Below are 20,653 nucleotides of genomic sequence, written 5' to 3' on the forward strand. Positions count from 1 at the left end.
GTTCGTCCACAAGACGCCCCAAAACTCTCCCATTCGGGTGAAAATCGGGCAGTGGCTGGACGGTTGCCCGATCGCCGTCGGTAACGTGGCGGCGCATATCCCACACGCTCCCCTGCCGACCCGCACGTGACGTTGCCCAACCTCACGTGCGCCACCCGCCGAGGACCCACGCTGCCTGCGCACCGTCTCCCCCAACTCCCCGGCTCCACCGCCCTACCGGCGCAACACCGCAGCACGACCCCCGCGGGCCTGGAGCGGTTCAACTCCCTGCCCGCCGACGATGTCCGGCACGCCCTTCTGGCCTGCTGCCGCAGCCTGCGCTGGGCCCATCGCGTCGCCGAGCACCGCCCCTACCCGGATCTGGAGTCCCTGCTCGCCGCGGCCGACGAGGCGGCGTACGACCTCACACCTGCCGACCTCGCCGAAGCCCTGGCCGGCGAGTCGCTCACCCTGCTCCCCGACGGCACGTACTCCGCCGCCCACACCGCCCTGAGCGCCGCCCACGCCGCCTACGAGAGCCGGTTCGGGCACGTGTTCGTCATCTGTCTGGACGAGGTGGCACCGCAGGAGGAGCTCGACCAGGTGCTCGCGGCGATCCGGTCACGATTGACAAACGATCCGGAGGAGGAGCGTCCGCTGGCGGCGGAGGAACTGCGCCGTCTGGCACGTGGAAGGCTGACGCGACTGCTGCGGGAACCGGCAGGACAAGCTCCCGCTCCGGTGGCCGCCCCCGCCGAATAGCCCGTCCGTGCTCGTTTGATTGCCAGTTTGATCACATAGGCAGGGCCGCCGTAAGCGTTCCGACGACACGTCGCTACGATGCTGGGGGCCGGTGGACCGTACCCGGCCGGGCCCGACCGACACAGAAGCCGGCGCGGCCCTAGTCCCCGCTCCCGGAGGGTTCTTCCGTGCCGGCTGGAACGCTGTACCGCGGCCGGGAAGGAATGTGGTCCTGGGTGGCTCATCGAGTCACCGGCGTCCTCATCTTCTTCTTCCTGTTCGTACACGTGCTGGACACCGCTCTCGTCCGTGTCTCCCCCGAGGCCTACGACAAGGTCGTGGCCACGTACAAGACGCCGATCGTCGCGTGCCTGGAGTACGGCCTCGTCGCCGCCATCCTCTTCCACGCGCTCAACGGCCTCCGCGTCATCGCCGTCGACTTCTGGTCGAAGGGCCCGCGCTACCAGAAGCAGATGCTCTGGAGCGTCGTCGGCATCTGGATCGTGCTGATGCTCGGGGCCATCTACCCCGTCCTCGGCCACGCCGCTCGTGAACTGTTCGGGAGCTGACGCGCATGTCCACGACTGAAACCACCGCCTCCGGCATCGGCCCCGTCGAGGGCGCCGCGCTGTACGACGCCGACAACCCGGCGCCGGTCATCGAGCCGCCGCGCAAGCGGACGCAGAGGACCCCGAAGTCGACCCGCGGCAACTTCGAGATGTACGGCTGGCTGTTCATGCGCCTGTCCGGCATCGTGCTGGTCGTCCTGGTCATCGGCCACCTGCTGATCCAGCTCGTCCTGGACGGCGGCGTCTCCAAGATCGGCTTCGCCTTCGTGGCCGGCCGCTGGGCCTCCCCGTGGTGGCAGGTCTGGGACCTCGCCATGCTGTGGCTCGCCATGCTGCACGGCGCCAACGGTCTGCGTACCGTCATCAACGACTACGCGGAGCGGGCGAACACGCGCCTGTGGCTGAAGGGCCTGCTGTACACCGCCACGGTGTTCACCATCCTGCTGGGCACGCTGGTGATCTTCACCTTCGACCCGAACATCCGCTAGGCACGGGGCTGCGAGAATCATGAAGATCCACAAGTACGACACCGTCATCGTCGGCGCCGGTGGTGCCGGCATGCGCGCCGCGATCGAGGCGACGAAGCGCAGCCGCACCGCCGTGCTGACGAAGCTCTACCCGACCCGCTCCCACACGGGCGCCGCGCAGGGCGGCATGGCCGCCGCGCTGGCCAACGTGGAGGAGGACAACTGGGAGTGGCACACCTTCGACACGGTCAAGGGCGGTGACTACCTGGTCGACCAGGACGCCGCCGAGATCCTGGCGAAGGAGGCCATCGACGCCGTCCTCGACCTGGAGAAGATGGGCCTGCCGTTCAACCGGACGCCGGGCGGGACGATCGACCAGCGCCGTTTCGGCGGTCACTCCCGCAACCACGGCGAGGCCCCGGTCCGCCGCTCCTGCTATGCGGCCGACCGGACCGGCCACATGATCCTCCAGACGCTGTACCAGAACTGCGTCAAGGAGGGCGTGGAGTTCTTCAACGAGTTCTACGTCCTCGACCAGCTGATCACCGAGGTCGACGGCGTCAAGAAGTCGGCCGGTGTGGTGGCGTACGAGCTGGCCACCGGCGAGCTGCACATCTTCCAGGCGAAGGCCGTGATCTACGCGTCCGGCGGCTGCGGCAAGTTCTTCAAGGTGACGTCGAACGCGCACACGCTGACGGGCGACGGCCAGGCGGCGGTGTACCGGCGCGGTCTGCCGCTGGAGGACATGGAGTTCTTCCAGTTCCACCCGACCGGCATCTGGCGCATGGGCATCCTCCTGACCGAGGGTGCGCGCGGCGAGGGCGGCATCCTCCGCAACAAGGACGGCGAGCGCTTCATGGAGAAGTACGCGCCGGTGATGAAGGACCTGGCGTCCCGTGACGTCGTGTCCCGCTCCATCTACACGGAGATCCGCGAGGGCCGGGGCTGCGGTCCCGAGGGCGACCACGTGTACCTGGACCTCACCCACCTGCCGCCGGAGCAGCTCGACGCCAAGCTGCCGGACATCACCGAGTTCGCGCGCACGTACCTGGGCATCGAGCCGTACACGGACCCGATTCCGATCCAGCCGACCGCGCACTACGCGATGGGCGGCATCCCGACGAACGTCGAGGGCGAGGTCCTGGCGGACAACACCACGATCGTGCCCGGCCTGTACGCGGCCGGCGAGGTCGCGTGCGTGTCCGTCCACGGCGCCAACCGCCTCGGCACCAACTCGCTGCTGGACATCAACGTCTTCGGCCGGCGCGCGGGCATCGCCGCCGCCGAGTACTCGCACACGGCGGAGTACGTCGAACTGCCGGAGAACCCCGAGCAGTTCGTGGTCGAGCAGATCGAGCGACTGCGGTCGTCGACGGGCAGCGAGCGCGTGGCGAACCTGCGTCGCGAGCTGCAGGAGACCATGGACGCGAACGTCATGGTGTTCCGCACCGAGCAGACGATCAAGACGGCGGTCGAGAAGATCGCCGAGCTCAGGGAGCGCTACAAGAACGTGGCGATCCAGGACAAGGGCAAGCGGTTCAACACGGACCTCCTCGAGGCCATCGAGCTGGGCAACCTGCTGGACCTCGCCGAAGTCATGGCGGTGTCGGCCCTGGCCCGCAAGGAGTCCCGCGGCGGCCACTACCGCGAGGACTACCCGAACCGCGACGACGTCAACTTCATGCGCCACACGATGGCGTACCACGAGGTGGGCGCCGACGGCACCGAGTCCATCCGTCTCGACTACAAGCCGGTCGTCCAGACCCGCTACCAGCCGATGGAGCGTAAGTACTGATGGCTACCCCTGTTCTGGACAAGGCCGAGGCGGAGTCCGCGGCCTCCCCGTACATCACCGTCACCTTCCGGATCCGCCGCTTCAACCCGGAGGTCTCGGCGGAGGCGACCTGGGAAGACTTCCAGCTGGAGATCGACCCGAAGGAGCGCGTCCTCGACGGTCTGCACAAGATCAAGTGGGATCTGGACGGCACGCTGACGTTCCGCCGCTCCTGCGCGCACGGCATCTGCGGCTCGGACGCCATGCGGATCAACGGCAAGAACCGCCTTGCCTGCAAGACGCTGATCAAGGACATCAACCCCGAGAAGCCGATCACGATCGAGGCCATAAAGGGCCTCACGGTCCTGAAGGACCTGGTCGTGGACATGGATCCGTTCTTCCAGGCGTACCGGGACGTGATGCCATTCCTGATCTCGCACGACAAGAACGAGCCGACGCGCGAGCGTCTGCAGTCGGCGGAGGACCGGGAGCGCTTCGACGACACGACCAAGTGCATCCTGTGCGCCGCCTGCACGTCGTCGTGCCCGGTGTTCTGGAACGACGGCCAGTACTTCGGTCCGGCGGCGATCGTGAATGCCCACCGCTTCATCTTCGACAGCCGTGACGACGCGGCTGAGCAGCGCCTGGAGATCCTGAACGACAAGGACGGCGTGTGGCGCTGCCGTACGACGTTCAACTGCACGGACGCCTGCCCGCGTGGCATCGAGGTGACGAAGGCGATCCAGGAGGTGAAGCGGGCGCTGATCACGCGCCGCTTCTGACCTTCGCGGTCCCGCAGATGAGTGGGCCCCGCTCCGGTTACGTACCGGAGCGGGGCCCACTCGCGTTCGCCCTCAGGAACGACCCGGGCGCTGGTCGACGGCCGTCAGGTCGATCTCGATGCCGAAGGGGACGGAGACCTTCAGCCGGTCGTGGAAGATGCCGGTGAGGCCGTAGGACTTGGTGGCGGGGTCGAGTTCGTAGACGTAGACGACCGGGAGCCCCTTGTTGTCGTCGTCCTGCTCGACCCGCCAGAAGTGCCGTACGCCGGCCGCCGCGTACTTGCGGGGCTTGACCTCGCGGTCGCGTTCGCGGGAGTCGGGGGAGACTACTTCTACCGCGAGGATGACGTCCTCGGGTTCGTACCAGGTCTGGCCAGGGCCCGTGTTCGCCTCCACCGGAAACACCAGGACGTCCGGCTCGGGCCGGTTCTTGGTGTCCAGCTTGATCGTCATTTCTCGCATGACGTCGAGATGGTCCGGGGCCTGCTCCAGGAGTGAGTTCTCCAGCAGACGCACACAGCGTCCGTGAAAGGCGGTCTGCGGACTCATGAAGACGAGGCTCCCGTCGATCAACTCCGTGTGCGGCGGGAGGCCCGGAATCCGGTCGAGGTCGTCCGCGGCCCAACCCTCCGCAGGCGGGATCGGCCAGCGGTACGCCGACTCCTCGTCCCGTTGCAGATCTTCCTCGGGTGCGGCGCTCATCAGTGCTCCCATGCGACGGAGTCTCGCCTGTCGGTTCAGCCTACCGAGGAGGGTTCCGAGCCGCTTCACCTCAACGAGTGATCACATCATCGGCTTGCGCCACCTTGAGTTGAACACGTTCAAAAGTAGGGCTACAGTCATCTGCAACAGCGTTTTGAACGCGTTCAAGAAGGGGTGGGGACATGGACCTCACGGTCATCGCCTATGTCATCTATCTGCTGGCCAGCATCGCCCTGACCGTCTGGGTGGCCCGCACACTCAGCCGGAACGGCCGGATCTTCCTGTCCGACGTGCTGCGCGGGAACGAGCAGCTCGCCGACGCCGTCAACCACCTTCTGGTGGTCGGCTTCTACCTCGTGAACCTCGGCTTCGTCGCGCTGTACCTGAACGGCGGCGGCACCATCGCCGACACCCGCGGCATCTTCGAGGCCCTGTCGACCAAGCTCGGCGTGGTGCTGCTGGTGCTCGGCGTGATGCACCTGGGCAACGTCTACGTGCTCAACAAGATCCGGCGGCGCGGAGTGATGGAGCGGGAACAGGTGCCGCCCGTCACGCCGCAGGACTGGGTCGCGCCCTCCGCCGGGGCGTGAGCACGATGTCGGCCACGGAGGTCCGGGACGCCGCGCGCGTCCCGGTCCGCGGGCTCACCGTCCTGTACGACGCCGAGTGCTCCCTGTGCGCCTTCCTGCGCGACTGGCTCGGGCGGCAGCCACAGCTGGTGCCGCTGGAGCTGCTGCCGGCCGCCTCGGCACAGGCTCGCCGGCGCTTCCCCGGCCTGGACCACGGCGCCACGCTCGAGGAGATCACCGTCGTCGGCGACTCCGGTCAGGTCTACCGGGGCGCCGCCGCCTGGGTCGTCACACTGTGGGCCCTGCGCGAGCACCGTGCCCTCGCCCACCGGCTGAGCACTCCGGCGGGCGCCACGCTCGCCAGGGGCGCGGTGCTTGCGGCGGCCAAGTGGCGCGGGGCGCAGGGGGGCGGGAAGGCCCACCGGCGTGGTGACGGGTGGACGTACGACCCGCGATGGGGGTGGACGTACAGCGCACCCGGGTGCGACGGCGGCGCCTGCGCGACTCGTTAGGCTCTCTGTCCGTGCCCGTGAAGAACGACAGCCCCGCAGACGGCGGTACGCCCACCAAGTCCGAACAAACCCGCGCGCTGATCCTGGAGACCGCGATGCGGCTCTTCCAGGAGCGCGGCTACGACAGGACGACGATGCGGGCGATCGCCAAGGAGGCCGGGGTCTCCGTCGGCAACGCGTACTACTACTTCGATGGCAAGGAACATCTGATCCAGGGCTTCTACGACCGGATCGCCGCCGAGCACCGGGTGGCGGTCCGGGAAGTCCTGGCCCGGGAGACCGATCTGGAGGCGCGGCTCGCGGGCGTACTGAGGGCATGGCTGGACATCGCCACGCCGTACCACGAGTTCGCGGTGCAGTTCTTCAAGAATGCCGCCGACCCGGACAGCCCGCTCAGCCCCTTCTCCCCGGAGTCGGAGCATGCGCGTCTGGAGGCCATCGGCGTCCACCGCGAGGTACTGGCCGGGTCCAGGGCGAAGGTGCCGGAGGAACTGCGGGATGTACTGCCGGAGTTGATGTGGCTCGCCCAGATGGGGCTCGTCCTGTACTGGATCTTCGACCGGACCGAGGGGCGCGAGCGCAGCTACCGGCTCGCCGAGCGCGGCGCCCGCCTCACCGCGCGGGGTGTCTCACTGGCCCGGTTCCGGGTGCTGCGACCGCTGGTCCACGAGGTGCACGAACTCTTCACGGACTTCCTGCCCGGAATGACGAAGGCACTGCCCGATCCCGCGGGCAGCACCAGGGCGCCCGCCGCCGACGAGCGCCCCGAGCACCCGGACGGGCACGCCGGGGACCCGGACGGGCGCCCCTGAGGCCGTACGTCAGATCCAGCCCAGCAGCCAGAGGCGGAATACGCCGGTGCCGTCCGACAGGTACTGTCCGCCGCCGACGTCCACGCTGCTGACCACGTACTCCTTGCGCTGCCACAGCGGGATCAGCGGGACGTCTCGTGCCACGATCCCCTGCATCTCCCGGAAGTCGCCCGCGGCCCGGCTGCGGTCCGAGTAGCGCTGGCTGTCCAGGATCAGCTGGTCGACCGCCCTGTCACCGTAGCCGTTCTTCATGCTGTTGCCGGTGCCGACGAGCGGGGCGCCGAAGGTGTCCGGATCCGGGAAGTCGGCGACCCAGCCGACGGCGTACGCGTCGAACTCGCCCCTCGCGTAACGCTTCTGGAAGTCGGTCCACTCGTACCCCTTGACGTCCACCGTGAACAGCCCGCTCGCCTCCAGCTGCCGCTTCAGCTCCGCGGCTTCCTCGGCCGCGGCGCCGCGGCCCTTGGCGTAGCCGTAGGTGAAGTGGACGGGCGCATGGACGCCCGCCTCGGTGAGCAGGGCGCGGGCGTTGGTGGCGTCGGGCCTGGGATAGGCGTCGAAGAACGAGGTGGTGTGCCCGGTGATGCCCGCCGGGATGAGTGAGTACAGCGGGTCGGTCGTGTCCTCGTACACCTTGCTGACCAGCTCCTCGCGGTTGATCAGCGTGGCGACGGCCTGGCGGACGCGACGGTCGTGCAGCGGCGAGCGGGCGGCGGTGTTGAGGACCAGGTTGCGGATCTCGGCGCTGTCGGTCTCGCTGACGCGCTGGTTGGGGTCGCTCGGCGACAGACCGGCGAGCACGGCGGGCGGCAGCTGGCGCGTGGCGACGTCGACCTCCTTGTCCTTCCAGGCCTTCTGCAGGGCGGCGGGGTCGGCGTAGTAGCGCAGCACGACGGGCCGGCCGGTGTTCTTGACGTCGCCCTGGTAGTGCGTGTTGCGCGCGAGGACGGCCTCCTTGTCCTTCGTGTACGCCGTCAGGACGTACGGCCCGGTGCCATCGGCTCCGGAGTCGGTGCGCAGCGCGCTGCGCGGGTACCTGGTGCGGTCCACGATCGAGCCGGCGCCGGTGGCCGCCTTGAACGGGAAGGTCGCGTCCGGCGAGGACAGATGGAAGGTGACAGTGAGCCCCTTGGCGTCCACCGAGGCGAGGGTGGCGAGCAGGGTCGCGGGCCCGACGTCGGAGTTGATGCGCTTGACCCGCTCGAAGGAGTACTTGACGTCCTCGGCCGTCATGGTGCGTCCGCTGGGGAACGCGAGGCCCTTGCGGAGGGTGCAGCGGTACGTCCGCAGGTCCGTCCCCACGAAGCCACAGCTCTCGGCGGCATCCGGCACGGGTTCGACGCCGTCGGGTTCGAAGGTCAGCAACGACTGGAAGACATTGCTGAACAGCGCCCAGGATCCGGCGTCGTACGCCCCCGCCGGATCCAGCGACGTGACGGCGTCCGTCGTCCCCACCGTGATCGTCCTGTTGGAGTTCTCCTTGGCCGGGATCAACTGCCACCCGCCCACCCCCACGCCCGCAAGCACCAGCACAGTCGCGAGAATCCGCATGCGAACCGATCGCATCGGCGCCCCTCCCCAGGCCCTCAGCGAATGCCACTCCCCTGTGGTGCGGATCACCTAACCACACGCGTTTCAGCCGAGGGAAGAGAGATTTGCCGAGACGAGAAAGAACTTACCGACTGGTTGTTTCGAGGTGGTTTCGGCGCCGTCGAGAAGTCACGTCTGCCGCGACGCCGGCTCCACGAGGAACCCGGGCCGGGCCAGGATTCGCTGGAGCCAGGAGGGGGTTCCGGCATGCTCGGCGGCCAGGGCCGCGACCGTCAGCACCGGCCCGGCGACGAGGAGCGCCTCGCCCGCGCGGCGGGCGAGGCCCGGCCCGCGGGTCGTGTCACGGACCAGCGGCCTGCACGCGTACCCGTGCAGGCCGCTGCGCGGCCGGAGGGCCAGACGGCCAGACGGATGGACGGCCAGAACGGTCAACGCCTGGACGGTGAGCGCACTTTGCGTCTCCCCGTCTCCCCGTCTCCCCGTCTCCCCGTCTCCCGCTATGAGATTTGCCGCAGCGCGCGCAGTCCGCGCAACCCGATGACGCCGATGACAGTCCCCAAGACAAAGGAGACGACGGCGAGCGTCAGATGCACCCAGAAGTACGCCGTTGGGTTCCCCGCATGATCGAACGCGAGTCCGCTGCCGTCCTTCCATAGGTTTTTGACGAAAGTGACCCAAATGACCCAGCTCCACACCCCGAAGGCGAGCAGGAACCAGGAGATGGGGCGACTGAGCTTCATGGGTTCAGTATCGCCTTTCTCCCGGAGTCGTTCGCTCCGGGGTGGGGAGCCCCGCTCGGGGCACCGCCTGCCGCTCGTCTCCGCCGCCGTGGTGTCCTTTTCCCTCGCCGCACCCGTGACCGCGGTCGCGGTTCCGCAGAGCCCCGCCGTATCGCCGTCCGCCACGCCCCCGGCCGCGATGTCGACGGTCGGCGGCGGGCTGCTGGGCAGACCGGGCACTCAGGTGAACCTCGGCAGCGGCACGGCGGTGCTGCCGAAGGACGTCACCGCGCGCTCCTGGATCGTCGCCGACGCCGAGTCGGGTGATGTCCTGGCCGCCCACAACGCGCACTGGCGGATGCCCCCGGCGAGCACCCTGAAGATGCTGTTCGCCGACACCGTCCTGCCCAGGTTCCCGAGCAGCGAGCAGCACAAGGTGGTCCCCGCCGACCTGACGGGCATGGGCGCCGGGTCCAGCCTGGTCGGGATCAAGGAGGGCGAGACCTACACGGTCCACGACCTGTGGCTCGGCGTCTTCCTGCGCTCCGGCAACGACGCCGTGCACGTGCTCTCCGCGATGAACCGGGGCGTCGAACAGACCGTCAAGGACATGCAGGCGCACGCCGAGGAGCTCCAGGCCCTGGACACGCACGTGGTAAGCCCCGACGGCTACGACTCCGACGGGCAGGTCTCCTCGGCGTACGACCTGACGCTGTTCGCCCGCTCCGGGCTGCAGAAGAAGGACTTCCGGGAGTACTGCTCGACGGTACGGGCGCAGTTCCCGGGCGAGACCACGGAGAAGAAGGGCAAGAAGACCCGTGCGTCCTTCGAGATACAGAACACCAACCGGCTGCTGGCCGGGGACAGCGACATCACTCCGTACCGGGGGATCGCGGGCGTGAAGAACGGCAACACCACCAACGCGGGCGCGACCTTCACCGGCGTCGCCGAGCGCAACGGCAGGGTGCTGCTGGTCACGGTCATGAACCCGGAGAAGAAGGAGCACAACGAGGTCTACAAGGAGGCCGCGCGGCTGCTCGACTGGGGCTTCGGCGCGGCCGGCAAGGTGAAGCCGGTGGGCGAGCTCGTCGCCCCCAGGGGCGCGGGGGCGGGCGGGCAGGCCGGCGCGAATCCGTCCGCCACGGGTGCGGGCAAGGCGTCCGCCAGGCCGGGGACCGCCTCGGCGAGGGGAGGCTCCAGCGGCGTGGGAGTGGCGATCGGCGTCGCCGGCGGCGTTGTGGCGCTGCTCGCCGTGGGCGTGTTCCTGGTCAACCGCCGCTGGCCGCTGCCTGATCTGGTGCGCCGTCGGACGCGTCCGTGACCTCGTCGGTTCCGTTGCTCTGCGTCGCCGTCCAGGCGGCGCAGAACAGCACGAGTTTCGTGGTGAAGTTGATCCACAGGAGCAGCGCGACCGGCACGCCGAAGGCGCCGTACATGCTCTTCGAGGCGACGCCCTGGATATAGCCGCTGAGCAGCAGCTTGAGCAGTTCGAAGCCGACCGCGCCGATCAGGGCGGCGGTCAGCAGGCGGCGCTGCGGGGGTTCCACCCCGGGCAGCAACGTGAGGACGTACAGCAGCACCAGGAAGTCGGCGAGGACGGCGACGGCGAAGGCGGCGACCCGCAGCAGGACGCTCCCCCAGCCGCCCTTGTCGAGGCCGAGTTGCCCGGCCACCCAGTCGACCAGCGCGGAGGCGACGGTGGACGTGGCGATGGTGATGAGGATCGCGCCGCCCAGGCCGACGAGTACGACGGCGTCCTTGGCCACGCGCAGCACCGGGTTCTGATCGCTGTCCGGCAGTTCCCACACCGCGCGCAGGCAGTCCCGCGTCTGGCCGACCCAGCCGATGCCGGTCAACAGCAGCGCGGCGCCGGCGATGAGACCGACGGTACCCGCGTTCTGGACCAGGCCGTGGATGTCGAGCTGACCGGAGATGCCGGGGAACTGCTCGGCGATCTTGTGCTGCAACTCGTTCTGCTGGGAGTCGCTGAGCGTCGCGGCGCCGATCGCGGCGGAGACGGTGAGCAGCGGGAAGAGCGCCACGAAGCTGATGAACGTCATGGCGGCGGCGAGCCGGGTCCACTTCACCCGGTCGAGGCGCTCGTACGAACGCCAGGCGTGGGTGGCCATGAGACGCCCGACCAACGGCCCGATCCCGGGGAGCTTCTTCAGCCAGTCCATGATCCGAGTCTCCCCTCGAGATCCCCCGTCCGATCCTGTGCGGAACACCGAGTGCCCGCGCTCGCCCATTTCAGTGAGGAGCCGCAGGAAGGCGAGGACATTATTGGGTTATGCCCGTTTTGCGGCGCTACGGTCATGGCCATGCCTGCCCACAAGGACGCCCTCGGCACTCCCCAGTCCCTGCTGATCCTCGGCGGCACGTCCGAGATCGCGCTGGCCACCGCACGCCGGCTCATCACCCGGCGCGCCCGTACCGTATGGCTGGCCGGGCGCCCCTCCCCCGAGCTGGAGAGGGCCGCCGAGCACCTGCGCTCGCTCGGGGCCGACACCCGTACCGTCGCCTTCGACGCCCTGGACCCCGAGAGCCATGAGACCGCGCTCGGCAAGGTGTTCGCGGAGGGCGACATCGACCTGGTGCTCCTCGCGTTCGGCATGCTCGGCAACCAGGCGACCGACGAACGCGACCCGGTGGCCGCGGCACGTGTCGCGGGGACCAACTACACGGGAGCGGTCTCGGCGGGCCTGGTGTGCGCCGGTGCGCTGCAGGCGCAGGGCCACGGCTCACTCGTGGTGCTGTCGTCGGTCGCCGGTGAACGCGCCCGCCGCTCCGACTTCATCTACGGCTCCAGCAAGGCCGGGCTGGATGCGTTCGCGCAAGGCCTGGGCGACGCGCTGTACGGCACCGGTGTGCACGTCATGGTCGTACGCCCCGCGTCCGTCCGCGGACACGCGCCCACGGCGGCCATCGGGGTCACAGGGACAGAGGGGCCGGCGGCCACCACGCCGGAGGCGGTCGCCACCGCGATCGAGCTGGGGCTGCGGAGACAGTCGGAGGTGGTGTGGGTGCCCGGCGCGCTGCGGGTCGTCATGGCGGCCGTCCGGCATCTGCCGCGTGCCGTGTTCCGACGGCTGCACCTCTAGGCGGGGCGCTCCCCGACTGCGGGACCGCGTCAGCTGCAGGCCGTCTGGGGTTGGTCGCGCCGTTCCCCGCGGTCCTCGCGGGACGCGTTCGCCTGCGGCGGCACCACCGAGTTGCCGAAGGGGAACTCGCGGAGCTTGCGCCAGATGCCGTCCGCGCCCTGCTCGTACAGCGCGAAGCCCGTGCACGGCCACTCGGCCTCGTAGCCGGCGAGCTCCTCGAACGCCCGGTCCATCGCCGCCTCGTCGATGCCGTGCGCCACGGTGACATGCGGGTGGTAGGGGAAGAGCAGCTCGCGCGCCACCGGCCCGGAGGCGTCGCGGACCTGCTTCTGCAGCCATCCGCACACCTCGGCACCCTCGACGACCTGTACGTACACCACGGGCGACAGGGGCCGGAACGTGCCCGTTCCGGACAGCCGCATCGGGAAGGGGCGGCCGGCCGCCGCGACCTCGGCGAGGTGCGCCTCGATCGCGGGCAGCTCGGAAGCGTCGACCTCCGTCGGCGGCAGCAGGGTGACATGCGTGGGGATGCACGGAGCCGCGGCGTCGCCGAAGCCCTCGCGCAGCTCCTGGAGCTGGCTGCCGTGAGGCTCCGGGACCGCGATCGACACACCGATCGTTACGGTCCCCACGTCGTCTCCTGTCCTCGTGCTGTTGTCTGTGGCGGCAGGGGGTCGCTGCCGCTGCGGTGTTCGGCTTTCGACTGTACGGCCAGGCCCGTCCCCTCGGGCAGGCGCAGACCGAGTGGAGTGCAGCACTCCACGGCGCGTCGGGGCTCCGGGGCGGGTCAGTGCTTGGCGGGCAGGAACCCCACCCTGTCGTACGCCTGGGAGAGGGTCTCCGCGGCGACGGCGCGCGCCTTCTCCGCGCCCTTGGCCAGGATCGAGTCGAGCGTCTCCGGGTCGTCGAGGTACTGCCGGGTGCGCTCCCGGAAGGGCGTCACGAAGTCGACCATGACCTCGGCGAGGTCCGTCTTGAGCGCACCGTAGCCCTTGCCCGCGTACTTCTGCTCCAGTTCCGCGACACCCGTACCGGTGAGGGTCGAGTAGATGGTCAGCAGATTGCTGATGCCCGGCTTCAGCTCGACGTCGTACCGGATGACGGTGTCCGTGTCCGTGACGGCGCTCTTGACCTTCTTGGCGGTGGTCTTCGGCTCGTCGAGCAGGTTGATCAGGCCCTTCGGCGTGGAGGCCGACTTGCTCATCTTGATCGACGGGTCCTGCAGGTCGTAGATCTTCGCCGTCTCCTTGAGGATGTACGGCCGCGGGACCGTGAAGGTCTGGCCGAAGCGGGCGTTGAAGCGCTCGGCGAGATCACGGGTCAGCTCGATGTGCTGGCGCTGGTCCTCGCCGACCGGGACCTCGTTGGCCTGGTAGAGCAGGATGTCGGCGACCTGGAGGATCGGGTACGTGAACAGGCCGACGCTCGCGCGGTCGGCGCCCTGCTTCGCGGACTTGTCCTTGAACTGCGTCATGCGGCTCGCCTCACCGAAGCCGGTGAGACAGTTCATGATCCAGGCGAGCTGGGCGTGCTCGGGGACATGGCTCTGGACGAAGAGCGTGCACCGCTCCGGGTCGAGCCCGGCCGCGAGCAGCTGGGCGGCGGCCAGGCGGGTGTTGGCGCGCAGGTCCTCCGGGTCCTGGGGGACCGTGATCGCGTGCAGGTCGACGACCATGTAGAACGCGTCGTGGGTCTCCTGCAGGGCCACCCACTGGCGGACGGCGCCGAGGTAGTTGCCGAGGTGGAACGAGCCGGCGGTGGGCTGGATTCCGGAGAGCACGCGAGGACGATCAGAGGCCATGTTCACCATTCTCTCAGGTTCCTGGGGACGGTCCGGAACTGATGGGCAACAGCTCCGGCCCGAATCGTCCCCGGCGGTGTAACAACAATGAGGGCAGAACGAGGAAGGGGGGCCGCGTGCGCGGGCTGGGCAGGCTGGTGGCGGCACTGGTGGTGATGGTCGCGGCGCTGACGGGGGTGGCGGTGGCCACCGCCCCGGCGCGGGCCGTGAGCAGGGACATACCGGATCTGGCGCTCGTCGTGGCGGAACGCACGGTGACGCTCCGCTCGGGGGACCGGGAGTTCGCGCTGCTGTGGCAGCTGCTGGGGCCGACCGGTACGGGGACCGAGCGGGTACCGGAGGCATGGACTCAGGGCCGGTATCCGCCGGTGCGGGCCACCGTGGTGTGGGGGCTGACCGGGATCGGGGGGTGGCCGTACACGCGGCGAACGCCCCGGGGCGACGTGGCCATCGAGCGGCAGGACCAGGTGGTCGTGGCGGCGGACGGCACGGTGTGGGTTCGGTCGGATCCGGCACCGGATGTCGTCGACGGCGAGGTGCGGTGGCGTCGGGTGCCGCGCGCCGTTTTCGAGCAGCTGGACAAGGGCGGGGTGTTCGGGCCCGCGCCCGCCGCCGAGGACGGTTCCTCGGACGTCCTGCGCTGGGGGGCCGTGGGACTCGGGGCGGGAGTGGCCCTGGGGGTCGGCGGCACGCTTGCCGTACTGCGCCGCGCGGCGGCTCGGCGAGGGGCCGGGCCGCCGCGGCAGGAGCTCATCGATCTTGGAGAGCTCGGGTGACCGATGTCGTCGGGCACCCGTGGTGATCAAGTCACCCGAGGTCGATCTCCGGGTACAGGGGGAAGCCCGATACGAGGTCCGAGGCGCGGTGGGCGATCTCGTCCGCGATCTTCCGGTCCAGGACGTGCTGCGCCTTGGACGCGGTGCCCTTGCCGGTCGTGCCGGGGACCGTGGTCGTCAGGACGCGGTCGATCAGGGCGGCGATCTCGTCCATCTCCGCCGTGCCCAGGCCACGGGTGGTGAGCGCGGGCGTGCCGATGCGGATGCCGGAGGTGTACCAGGCGCCGTTCGGGTCGGCCGGGATGGCGTTGCGGTTGGTGACGATGCCCGACTCCAGCAGGGCCGCCTCCGCCTGGCGGCCGGTGAGGCCGTAGGAGGAGGCCACGTCGATCAGGTTCAGGTGGTTGTCGGTGCCGCCCGTGACGAGCGTGGCGCCGCGGCGCATCAGGCCCTCGGCGAGCGCGCGGGAGTTGTCGACGATCCGCTGGGCGTAGTCGCGGAAGGAGTCCTGCCGGGCCTCCGCCAGCGCCACCGCCTTCGCGGCCATCACGTGCGGCAGCGGGCCGCCGAGCACCATCGGACAGCCGCGGTCGACCTGGTCCCTGAGGGAGTCGTCGCACAGGACCATGCCGCCGCGGGGGCCGCGCAGCGACTTGTGGGTGGTGGTCGTCACGATCTGGGCGTGCGGTACCGGGTCGAGGTCGCCGGTCAGGACCTTGCCCGCGACCAGGCCCGCGAAGTGGGCCATGTCGACCATGAGCGTCGCGCCGACCTCGTCGGCGATCTCGCGCATGATCCGGAAGTTCACCAGACGCGGGTAGGCCGAGTAGCCCGCCACGATGATCAGCGGCTGGAACTCGCGGGCGGAGGCGCGCAGGGCCTCGTAGTCGATGAGGCCGGTGGCCGGGTCGGTGCCGTAGGAGCGCTGGTCGAACATCTTGCCGGAGATGTTCGGGCGGAAGCCGTGGGTGAGGTGACCGCCCGCGTCCAGGGACATGCCGAGCATGCGCTGGTTGCCGAAGGCTCGGCGCAGCTCGGCCCAGTCCTCCTCGGAGAGGTCGTTGACCTGGCGGACGCCCGCCTTCTCCAGGGCGGGGGCCTCGACGCGCTGGGCGAGGACCGCCCAGAAGGCGACGAGGTTGGCGTCGATGCCGGAGTGCGGCTGGACGTAGGCGTGGCGGGCGCCGAAGAGCTCCTTGGCGTGCTCGGCGGCGAGCGACTCGACCGTGTCGACGTTGCGGCAGCCGGCGTAGAAGCGGCGGCCGATGGTGCCCTCGGCGTACTTGTCGCTGAACCAGTTGCCCATCGCAAGGAGCGTGGCCGGGGAGGCGTAGTTCTCGGAGGCGATCAGCTTGAGCATCTCGCGCTGATCGGCGACCTCCTGGCCGATGGCGTCGGCGACGCGCGGCTCGACGGCACGGATCACGTCGAGGGCGGCGCGGAAGGCGGTGGACTCGGTGGAGCGGGGCTGCTCTGGCATGGTGGGGACCTCCGGACAGCGTGCGTTCGGCGTTCACGGTTGGCCCAGGCGCACGGCACACGATCGCTTGACTCCGGGCCGCTCCCCGATGGTCGGTCCCATCCCAGCGCGCCAGTCACGGCCCGTCGATCAGCCTACCGGGCGGCTCGGGCGGCCCGGCTCCGACGTCCACCATGCGAGCGAGGATAGGAACGACAGGAACGAGGCCAGGGAGGGCAACAGACGCCGGACCATGGCCGGAAGGGAGCCTCCGTGAGCACCACCGACAGCCTCGTCGCCGCGGCCGAGGCCCACAGCGCGCCCACGTACCGGCCCCTGCCGGTCGTCGTGGCCGCCGCGGACGGGGCGTGGATGACGGACGTGGAGGGGCGCCGCTACCTCGATCTGCTGGCTGGCTACTCGGCGCTGAACTTCGGCCACGGCAACCGGCGGCTGCTGGATGCCGCCAAAGCACAGCTGGAGCGGGTGACGCTGACCTCGCGCGCGTTCCACCACGACCGGTTCGCCGACTTCTGCGCGCAGCTGGCCGAGTTGTGCGGCATGGAGATGGTGCTGCCCATGAACACGGGCGCCGAGGCGGTGGAGACCGCGGTGAAGACCGCCCGCAAGTGGGGCTACCGGGTCAAGGGCGTGCCCGCCGGGATGGCCAAGATCGTGGTCGCGGGCAACAACTTCCACGGCCGTACGACGACGATCATCAGCTTCTCCACCGACACGGAGGCGCGCGCGGACTTCGGCCCGTACACGCCGGGCTTCGAGATCGTGCCGTACGGGGACCTGACCGCGATGCGCTCGGCGCTGACCGAGAACACGGTGGCGGTGCTGCTGGAGCCGATCCAGGGCGAGGCGGGGGTGGTGGTGCCGCCGGCCGGCTATCTGCCCGCGGTGCGAAAGCTGACCCGGGAGCGGAACGTGCTCTTCGTCGCCGACGAGATCCAGTCCGGGCTCGGCCGCACGGGACGCACCTTCGCGTGCGAGCACGAGGGCGTCGTACCGGACGTCTACGTCCTCGGGAAGGCGCTCGGCGGCGGGATCGTGCCGGTGTCGGCGGTGGTGTCGAGCGCCGAGGTGCTCGGGGTGTTCCGGCCGGGCGAGCACGGGTCGACCTTCGGCGGGAACCCACTGGCCTGCGCGGTGGCGCTCGAGGTCATGGCCATGCTGCGGTCCGGCGAGTACCAGGCGCGAGCGGCCGAGCTCGGCGATCATCTGCACCGCGAGCTGGCCGCGCTGACCGGCACGGGCCGGGTGACCCAGGTGCGCGGGCGCGGGCTGTGGGCGGGCGTGGACGTCCACCCCAGGTACGGGACGGGGCGGGAGATCTGCGAGAAGCTGATGGACCGTGGTGTTCTGGTGAAGGACACCCGCCGGTCCACCATCCGGATCGCCCCGCCGCTCGTCATCGCCAAGGAGGACCTGGACTGGGGGATCGCCCAGCTGCGCGGTGTCCTCGGCCCCTGACGGCGGGCTCAGAGGATCACATGCGGCAGGAAGCGGGCGTACTCGTCCGTGACCGGTCCGGACGACTCTCGGATGCCGAGCCCCGCAGCCTCGTCGGCGACCACCCAGGTGCCCAGGACGACGTGCTGGCCGTCGAAGGCCGGCAGGGGCGCCAACTCCTGGTAGCAGCAGGCCCCTTCACGCACGACCGGCCCGGTGCCCGGCTCGTGGAGCGTCACGCCCGCACCCTCGCGGCCGAGGAGCGGCTTGGCGGCGTAGCCCGTGGTGTGTGCCAGCTCCCGCGGCCCGTCGAGGTAGGCCGGGAGCAGGTTGGGGTGGCCCGGGTACAGCTCCCAGAGGATCGCGAGGAGCGCCTTGTTGCTGAGCAGCATCTTCCAGGCGGGCTCGATCCACAGCGTGCTTCCCGTGCCGCCGCCGTTGTCGAGGGTGTCGAGGACATGGCCGGCGAAGCGGTCGGTGGTGAGCCACTCCCAGGGGTAGAGCTTGAAGCAGTTGCGGATGAAGCGCAGCCGGTTGTCGACGAAGCGCTCCGAGAGCGGATCCCAGCCGATCTCCTCCATGGCGAGCCAGTCGGTGTCGAGTCCGGCCTGCTCCGCGGTCTCCTTCAGATAGGCGACCGTCATCAGGTCCTCGCCCAGTTCGTCGGCGGAGGAGTGCGCGAAGTGGAGCGGGCTGCCGGGCGGCAGGAGGGCGGCCTGCTTCCGCCAGGCGGCGACCAGCCGCTCGTGGAGGGAGTTCCACTGATCGGCGCCCGGGAAGCGGTCCTCCATCCAGAACCACTGGGGTGAGGCGGCCTCGACCAGGGACGTGGGCGTGTCTGCGTTGTACTCCAGGAGCTTGGCCGGGCCCGTGCCGTCGTAGCGCAGGTCGAACCGCCCGTAGACGGACGGGAGTTCGGCGCGGCGGTGCCAGGCCTCGGTGACCGCCCGTATCACGCGCGGGTCGGTGATGCCGAGGTCGGCGAAGCGGTCACCGGTGACGATGTGTCCGGCCGCGGCCAGGCACATGGCGTGCAGTTCCTCGACGACCTCCTCCAGCGCCTCCACCTCGGGAAGCGTGAAGACGTAGTACGCGCTCTCGTCCCAGTAGGGGCGCAGGGAGTCGTCGGGATGACGGGTGAGCGGGTAGACGAGGCCCTGTGCCTCCACGAGCCGCTGCCAGTCGGGGCGGGGCTCGGTCCTTCGGCGTTCCACGGCCGCTCAGCCGCCCGAGCTGCCGTGGCCGCCGCCGAAGCCGCCGCGCTCGACCCCGCCGTGGCGGCCGCCGTGGCGGCCGCTCGACCCGCCCGAGCTCCTGCCGGGCCCGGTGAAGGAGCCGCCGCTGACGAAGCCGCTCTTCCTCCTGCCGCCGTAGTACCAGCCGCTGTGGACCGACGTCGTGCCGGACGTGCAGTTCTTGTCGGCGACGACCTTGTAGCCCAGGGCGGCGGTGTAGCTGTCGCGGTCGACGCAGCGCCTGTCCGGGTCCGAGGAGCAGGCGGTGAGGGCGGCGGCGAGGAGTCCCACTCCGCCCAGGACGACCGTGCCCGAGCGCAGTTGCCGTTGTGCGTCCGCCATCTTCGTGTTCCCCCGTCGAGTAGGACGTCGTTTGGGTGAGAATTCGTTGAACCGTTGGTGAGACTGTGCGGCGATCAGACTAGAGACCGTCGTTCCGCCCTTCCCGCCTGCCCCCGGGTTTCCGCCCTCCCCTACAGTCACTGCGTGTTCTTTGGAATGGTGTGCGCGCTCGGGGCAGCGGTCTGTTTCGGTACGGCGACGGTGCTGCAGGCGGTCGCGGCCCGCGCCGCGGGCACGGGCGAGGGAGGGGACGCCGCGCTGCTGCTGCGGGCGGTCCGCCAGTGGCGTTATCTCGCGGGGCTCGCGCTGGACGGGCTCGGGTTCCTGCTGCAGATCGCGGCGCTGCGGTCCATTCCGATCTACGCGGTGGGAGCCGCGCTCGCGTCCAGCCTGGCGGTGACGGCGGTGGTGGCGGCCCGGCTGCTGCGGGTGCGGCTGAGCGGGAGCGAATGGGCCGCGGTGGCGGTGGTGTGCGCGGGGCTGGCGATGCTGGGGCTGGCGTCCGGAGCGGAGGGGAGCCGGGGCGGGTCCACGACGCTGAAGTACGTGATGCTGGCGACGGCGGTCGCCGTGCTGCTGCTCGGGCTCGTCGCGGGACGGCTGCCGGAGCGCGGGCGGGCCCTGATGCTGGGGCTGGGCGCCGGGTTCGGGTTCGGGGTGGTCGAGGTGGCGGTCCGGCTGATCGACGGGCTCTCGCCGTCGGTGCTGCTCACCAATCCGGCGACGTACGCGCTGGTGCTGGGCGGAGGTGCCGCGTTTCTGTTGCTGACGACCGCTCTGCAACGCGGATCGGTGACGACGGCGACGGCCGGGCTGGTGATCGGGGAGACGATCGGGCCCGCCCTGGTGGGGGTGGTCTGGCTCGGCGACCGCACGCGGGAGGGGCTGGCCTGGCTGGCGGTGCTGGGCTTCCTGGTCGCGGTGGCGGGGGCGCTGGCGCTGGCACGGTTCGGGGAGGCTCCGGCGGCGGAGGGGTGAGCGGCCGCCCATCCGTCAGGGCAGCGCCCTGATCAAGGCCTCCAGAGCACCCGACCACGCATGGTCCGGCGGGGTGCCGTACCCCACGACCAGGGCGTCCAGCGGCTCCGTGACGGCGTCCGGGTGGCGGTAGCGGGACAGACCGTGGACGGCCAGGCCCTGCCAGGCGGCCGCCTGCACCACCGACTCTTCGGTACCGGGCCGCAGACGCAGCACCGCGTGCAGGCCGGCCGCGGTACCCGTGGCGCGGACGTCGGGGGCGCGGGCCGCGAGGGCCCGGACCAGTCGTCGCACCGCCGCCGGTAGCGCAGCCGGGTCGCGCGTCG

The 20,653-nt window shown here is 70.2% G+C and carries 23 protein-coding genes, 1 pseudogene and 1 riboswitch; of the genes and pseudogenes, 13 read left to right on the plus strand and 11 right to left on the minus strand.

Annotated features, from left to right (window positions below):
- Positions 1–126: 126 nt before the first annotated feature.
- From AAW14_RS31235 to AAW14_RS31255, 5 genes are all read left to right on the plus strand, one after another.
- A complete protein-coding gene (locus AAW14_RS31235) occupies positions 127–741 on the plus strand; it encodes a 2-oxo-4-hydroxy-4-carboxy-5-ureidoimidazoline decarboxylase (protein ID WP_416223403.1) in 615 nt (204 codons plus the stop codon).
- Between the two features lie 167 nt (positions 742–908).
- The gene (gene sdhC / locus AAW14_RS31240) at positions 909–1,289 is read left to right on the plus strand and encodes a succinate dehydrogenase, cytochrome b556 subunit (protein WP_265567793.1); all 381 of its coding nucleotides are present in this window, start codon (positions 909–911) and stop codon (positions 1,287–1,289) included.
- A 5-nt stretch (positions 1,290–1,294) separates the two neighbouring features.
- A complete protein-coding gene (locus AAW14_RS31245; RefSeq protein WP_265567794.1) occupies positions 1,295–1,777 on the plus strand; it encodes a succinate dehydrogenase hydrophobic membrane anchor subunit in 483 nt (160 codons plus the stop codon).
- Positions 1,778–1,796: 19 nt separating this feature from the next.
- A complete protein-coding gene (gene sdhA / locus AAW14_RS31250; RefSeq protein ID WP_265567795.1) occupies positions 1,797–3,551 on the plus strand; it encodes a succinate dehydrogenase flavoprotein subunit in 1,755 nt (584 codons plus the stop codon).
- Positions 3,551–4,312, plus strand: a complete 762-nt coding sequence (locus tag AAW14_RS31255) for a succinate dehydrogenase iron-sulfur subunit (RefSeq protein ID WP_265567796.1) — start codon at positions 3,551–3,553, stop codon at positions 4,310–4,312. Before sdhA ends, AAW14_RS31255 begins: the two co-directional genes overlap by 1 nt.
- 72 nt (positions 4,313–4,384) lie before the next feature.
- Here AAW14_RS31255 and AAW14_RS31260 read toward each other — a convergent pair whose 3' ends face one another.
- The gene (locus AAW14_RS31260; RefSeq protein ID WP_265567797.1) at positions 4,385–5,014 is read right to left on the minus strand and encodes a Uma2 family endonuclease; all 630 of its coding nucleotides are present in this window, start codon (positions 5,012–5,014) and stop codon (positions 4,385–4,387) included.
- A gap of 182 nt (positions 5,015–5,196) precedes the next feature.
- Between AAW14_RS31260 and AAW14_RS31265 the strand changes: the two genes are divergently transcribed.
- Genes AAW14_RS31265 through AAW14_RS31275 form a run of 3 tightly spaced genes read left to right on the plus strand, consistent with a single transcriptional unit; the run spans position 5,197 to position 6,907 of the window.
- The gene (locus tag AAW14_RS31265) at positions 5,197–5,604 is read left to right on the plus strand and encodes a hypothetical protein (RefSeq protein ID WP_265567798.1); all 408 of its coding nucleotides are present in this window, start codon (positions 5,197–5,199) and stop codon (positions 5,602–5,604) included.
- A 5-nt stretch (positions 5,605–5,609) separates the two neighbouring features.
- Positions 5,610–6,095 (plus strand): thiol-disulfide oxidoreductase DCC family protein, encoded by a 486-nt coding sequence (locus tag AAW14_RS31270; protein WP_265567822.1) that lies wholly within the window; start codon positions 5,610–5,612, stop codon positions 6,093–6,095.
- A gap of 11 nt (positions 6,096–6,106) precedes the next feature.
- On the plus strand, positions 6,107–6,907 hold the full coding sequence (locus AAW14_RS31275; protein ID WP_265567799.1) for a TetR family transcriptional regulator: 801 nt from the start codon (positions 6,107–6,109) through the stop codon (positions 6,905–6,907).
- Between the two features lie 9 nt (positions 6,908–6,916).
- On the opposite strand, the gene AAW14_RS31280 is transcribed toward AAW14_RS31275, so the two are convergent.
- From AAW14_RS31280 to AAW14_RS31290, 3 genes are all read right to left on the minus strand, one after another.
- Positions 6,917–8,473: an ABC transporter substrate-binding protein gene (locus AAW14_RS31280; protein WP_265567800.1), complete on the minus strand. Its 1,557-nt coding sequence runs from the start codon at positions 8,471–8,473 to the stop codon at positions 6,917–6,919.
- A gap of 153 nt (positions 8,474–8,626) precedes the next feature.
- Positions 8,627–8,890: a hypothetical protein gene (locus AAW14_RS31285; protein ID WP_416223404.1), complete on the minus strand. Its 264-nt coding sequence runs from the start codon at positions 8,888–8,890 to the stop codon at positions 8,627–8,629.
- Between the two features lie 65 nt (positions 8,891–8,955).
- Positions 8,956–9,198: an SCO4848 family membrane protein gene (locus AAW14_RS31290; protein ID WP_265567801.1), complete on the minus strand. Its 243-nt coding sequence runs from the start codon at positions 9,196–9,198 to the stop codon at positions 8,956–8,958.
- 88 nt (positions 9,199–9,286) lie between these two features.
- Between AAW14_RS31290 and AAW14_RS31295 the strand changes: the two genes are divergently transcribed.
- Positions 9,287–10,498 (plus strand): D-alanyl-D-alanine carboxypeptidase family protein, encoded by a 1,212-nt coding sequence (locus AAW14_RS31295; protein WP_416223405.1) that lies wholly within the window; start codon positions 9,287–9,289, stop codon positions 10,496–10,498.
- On the opposite strand, the gene AAW14_RS31300 is transcribed toward AAW14_RS31295, so the two are convergent.
- Positions 10,446–11,357, minus strand: coding sequence for a YihY/virulence factor BrkB family protein (locus AAW14_RS31300; RefSeq protein ID WP_265567803.1), 912 nt, complete (start codon positions 11,355–11,357; stop codon positions 10,446–10,448). The two genes, AAW14_RS31295 and AAW14_RS31300, sit on opposite strands and share 53 nt — an antisense overlap.
- A gap of 141 nt (positions 11,358–11,498) precedes the next feature.
- Here AAW14_RS31300 and AAW14_RS31305 point away from each other — a divergent pair, with 141 nt between their 5' ends.
- Positions 11,499–12,278, plus strand: a complete 780-nt coding sequence (locus tag AAW14_RS31305; protein WP_265567804.1) for an SDR family NAD(P)-dependent oxidoreductase — start codon at positions 11,499–11,501, stop codon at positions 12,276–12,278.
- 29 nt (positions 12,279–12,307) lie between these two features.
- Here AAW14_RS31305 and AAW14_RS31310 read toward each other — a convergent pair whose 3' ends face one another.
- Both AAW14_RS31310 and trpS read right to left on the minus strand, forming a co-directional pair.
- Positions 12,308–12,910: a 2'-5' RNA ligase family protein gene (locus AAW14_RS31310; protein ID WP_265567805.1), complete on the minus strand. Its 603-nt coding sequence runs from the start codon at positions 12,908–12,910 to the stop codon at positions 12,308–12,310.
- Between the two features lie 155 nt (positions 12,911–13,065).
- Positions 13,066–14,079: a tryptophan--tRNA ligase gene (gene trpS / locus AAW14_RS31315; protein ID WP_265567806.1), complete on the minus strand. Its 1,014-nt coding sequence runs from the start codon at positions 14,077–14,079 to the stop codon at positions 13,066–13,068.
- Positions 14,080–14,234: 155 nt separating this feature from the next.
- On the opposite strand from trpS, the gene AAW14_RS31320 reads away from it, so the two are divergent.
- On the plus strand, positions 14,235–14,855 hold the full coding sequence (locus tag AAW14_RS31320) for a hypothetical protein (protein WP_265567823.1): 621 nt from the start codon (positions 14,235–14,237) through the stop codon (positions 14,853–14,855).
- Positions 14,856–14,886: 31 nt separating this feature from the next.
- On the opposite strand, the gene AAW14_RS31325 is transcribed toward AAW14_RS31320, so the two are convergent.
- Positions 14,887–16,335: a glycine hydroxymethyltransferase gene (locus AAW14_RS31325; protein WP_265567807.1), complete on the minus strand. Its 1,449-nt coding sequence runs from the start codon at positions 16,333–16,335 to the stop codon at positions 14,887–14,889.
- 35 nt (positions 16,336–16,370) lie between these two features.
- Positions 16,371–16,464, minus strand: a riboswitch (ZMP/ZTP riboswitch).
- 123 nt (positions 16,465–16,587) lie between these two features.
- Here AAW14_RS31325 and rocD point away from each other — a divergent pair.
- A complete protein-coding gene (gene rocD / locus AAW14_RS31330; RefSeq protein ID WP_265567808.1) occupies positions 16,588–17,793 on the plus strand; it encodes an ornithine--oxo-acid transaminase in 1,206 nt (401 codons plus the stop codon).
- A gap of 8 nt (positions 17,794–17,801) precedes the next feature.
- On the opposite strand, the gene AAW14_RS31335 is transcribed toward rocD, so the two are convergent.
- Complete coding sequence (locus tag AAW14_RS31335) at positions 17,802–18,986, minus strand: glutathionylspermidine synthase family protein (protein ID WP_265567809.1); 1,185 nt, start codon at positions 18,984–18,986, stop codon at positions 17,802–17,804.
- A 6-nt stretch (positions 18,987–18,992) separates the two neighbouring features.
- On the minus strand, positions 18,993–19,349 hold the full coding sequence (locus AAW14_RS31340; protein ID WP_265567810.1) for a hypothetical protein: 357 nt from the start codon (positions 19,347–19,349) through the stop codon (positions 18,993–18,995).
- A gap of 156 nt (positions 19,350–19,505) precedes the next feature.
- Between AAW14_RS31340 and AAW14_RS31345 the strand changes: the two genes are divergently transcribed.
- Positions 19,506–20,327 (plus strand): hypothetical protein, encoded by an 822-nt coding sequence (locus AAW14_RS31345; RefSeq protein ID WP_265567824.1) that lies wholly within the window; start codon positions 19,506–19,508, stop codon positions 20,325–20,327.
- 15 nt (positions 20,328–20,342) lie between these two features.
- On the opposite strand, the pseudogene AAW14_RS31350 reads toward AAW14_RS31345, so the two are convergent.
- Positions 20,343–20,650 (minus strand): annotated as a pseudogene (locus tag AAW14_RS31350) (PLP-dependent aminotransferase family protein); the annotation flags it as partial.
- Positions 20,651–20,653: the final 3 nt, after the last annotated feature.

This window comes from Streptomyces hygroscopicus (assembly GCF_026168105.1).
GTDB classification, from domain to species: Bacteria; Actinomycetota; Actinomycetes; order Streptomycetales; family Streptomycetaceae; genus Streptomyces; species Streptomyces hygroscopicus_D.

Bases quoted from the DNA above. Each gene is read 5' to 3' on its own strand.
- AAW14_RS31245 (WP_265567794.1), top strand. From the start codon at position 1,295: ATGTCCACGACTGAAACCACCGCCTCCGGCATCGGCCCCGTCGAGGGC.
- sdhA (WP_265567795.1), top strand. From the start codon at position 1,797: ATGAAGATCCACAAGTACGACACCGTCATCGTCGGCGCCGGTGGTGCC.
- AAW14_RS31255 (WP_265567796.1), top strand. From the start codon at position 3,551: ATGGCTACCCCTGTTCTGGACAAGGCCGAGGCGGAGTCCGCGGCCTCC.
- AAW14_RS31260 (WP_265567797.1), bottom strand. From the start codon at position 5,014: ATGAGCGCCGCACCCGAGGAAGATCTGCAACGGGACGAGGAGTCGGCG.
- AAW14_RS31265 (WP_265567798.1), top strand. From the start codon at position 5,197: ATGGACCTCACGGTCATCGCCTATGTCATCTATCTGCTGGCCAGCATC.
- AAW14_RS31270 (WP_265567822.1), top strand. From the start codon at position 5,610: ATGTCGGCCACGGAGGTCCGGGACGCCGCGCGCGTCCCGGTCCGCGGG.
- AAW14_RS31280 (WP_265567800.1), bottom strand. From the start codon at position 8,473: ATGCGATCGGTTCGCATGCGGATTCTCGCGACTGTGCTGGTGCTTGCG.
- AAW14_RS31290 (WP_265567801.1), bottom strand. From the start codon at position 9,198: ATGAAGCTCAGTCGCCCCATCTCCTGGTTCCTGCTCGCCTTCGGGGTG.
- AAW14_RS31300 (WP_265567803.1), bottom strand. From the start codon at position 11,357: ATGGACTGGCTGAAGAAGCTCCCCGGGATCGGGCCGTTGGTCGGGCGT.
- AAW14_RS31305 (WP_265567804.1), top strand. From the start codon at position 11,499: ATGCCTGCCCACAAGGACGCCCTCGGCACTCCCCAGTCCCTGCTGATC.
- trpS (WP_265567806.1), bottom strand. From the start codon at position 14,079: ATGGCCTCTGATCGTCCTCGCGTGCTCTCCGGAATCCAGCCCACCGCC.
- AAW14_RS31320 (WP_265567823.1), top strand. From the start codon at position 14,235: ATGGTCGCGGCGCTGACGGGGGTGGCGGTGGCCACCGCCCCGGCGCGG.
- AAW14_RS31325 (WP_265567807.1), bottom strand. From the start codon at position 16,335: ATGCCAGAGCAGCCCCGCTCCACCGAGTCCACCGCCTTCCGCGCCGCC.
- AAW14_RS31340 (WP_265567810.1), bottom strand. From the start codon at position 19,349: ATGGCGGACGCACAACGGCAACTGCGCTCGGGCACGGTCGTCCTGGGC.
- AAW14_RS31345 (WP_265567824.1), top strand. From the start codon at position 19,506: ATGGTGTGCGCGCTCGGGGCAGCGGTCTGTTTCGGTACGGCGACGGTG.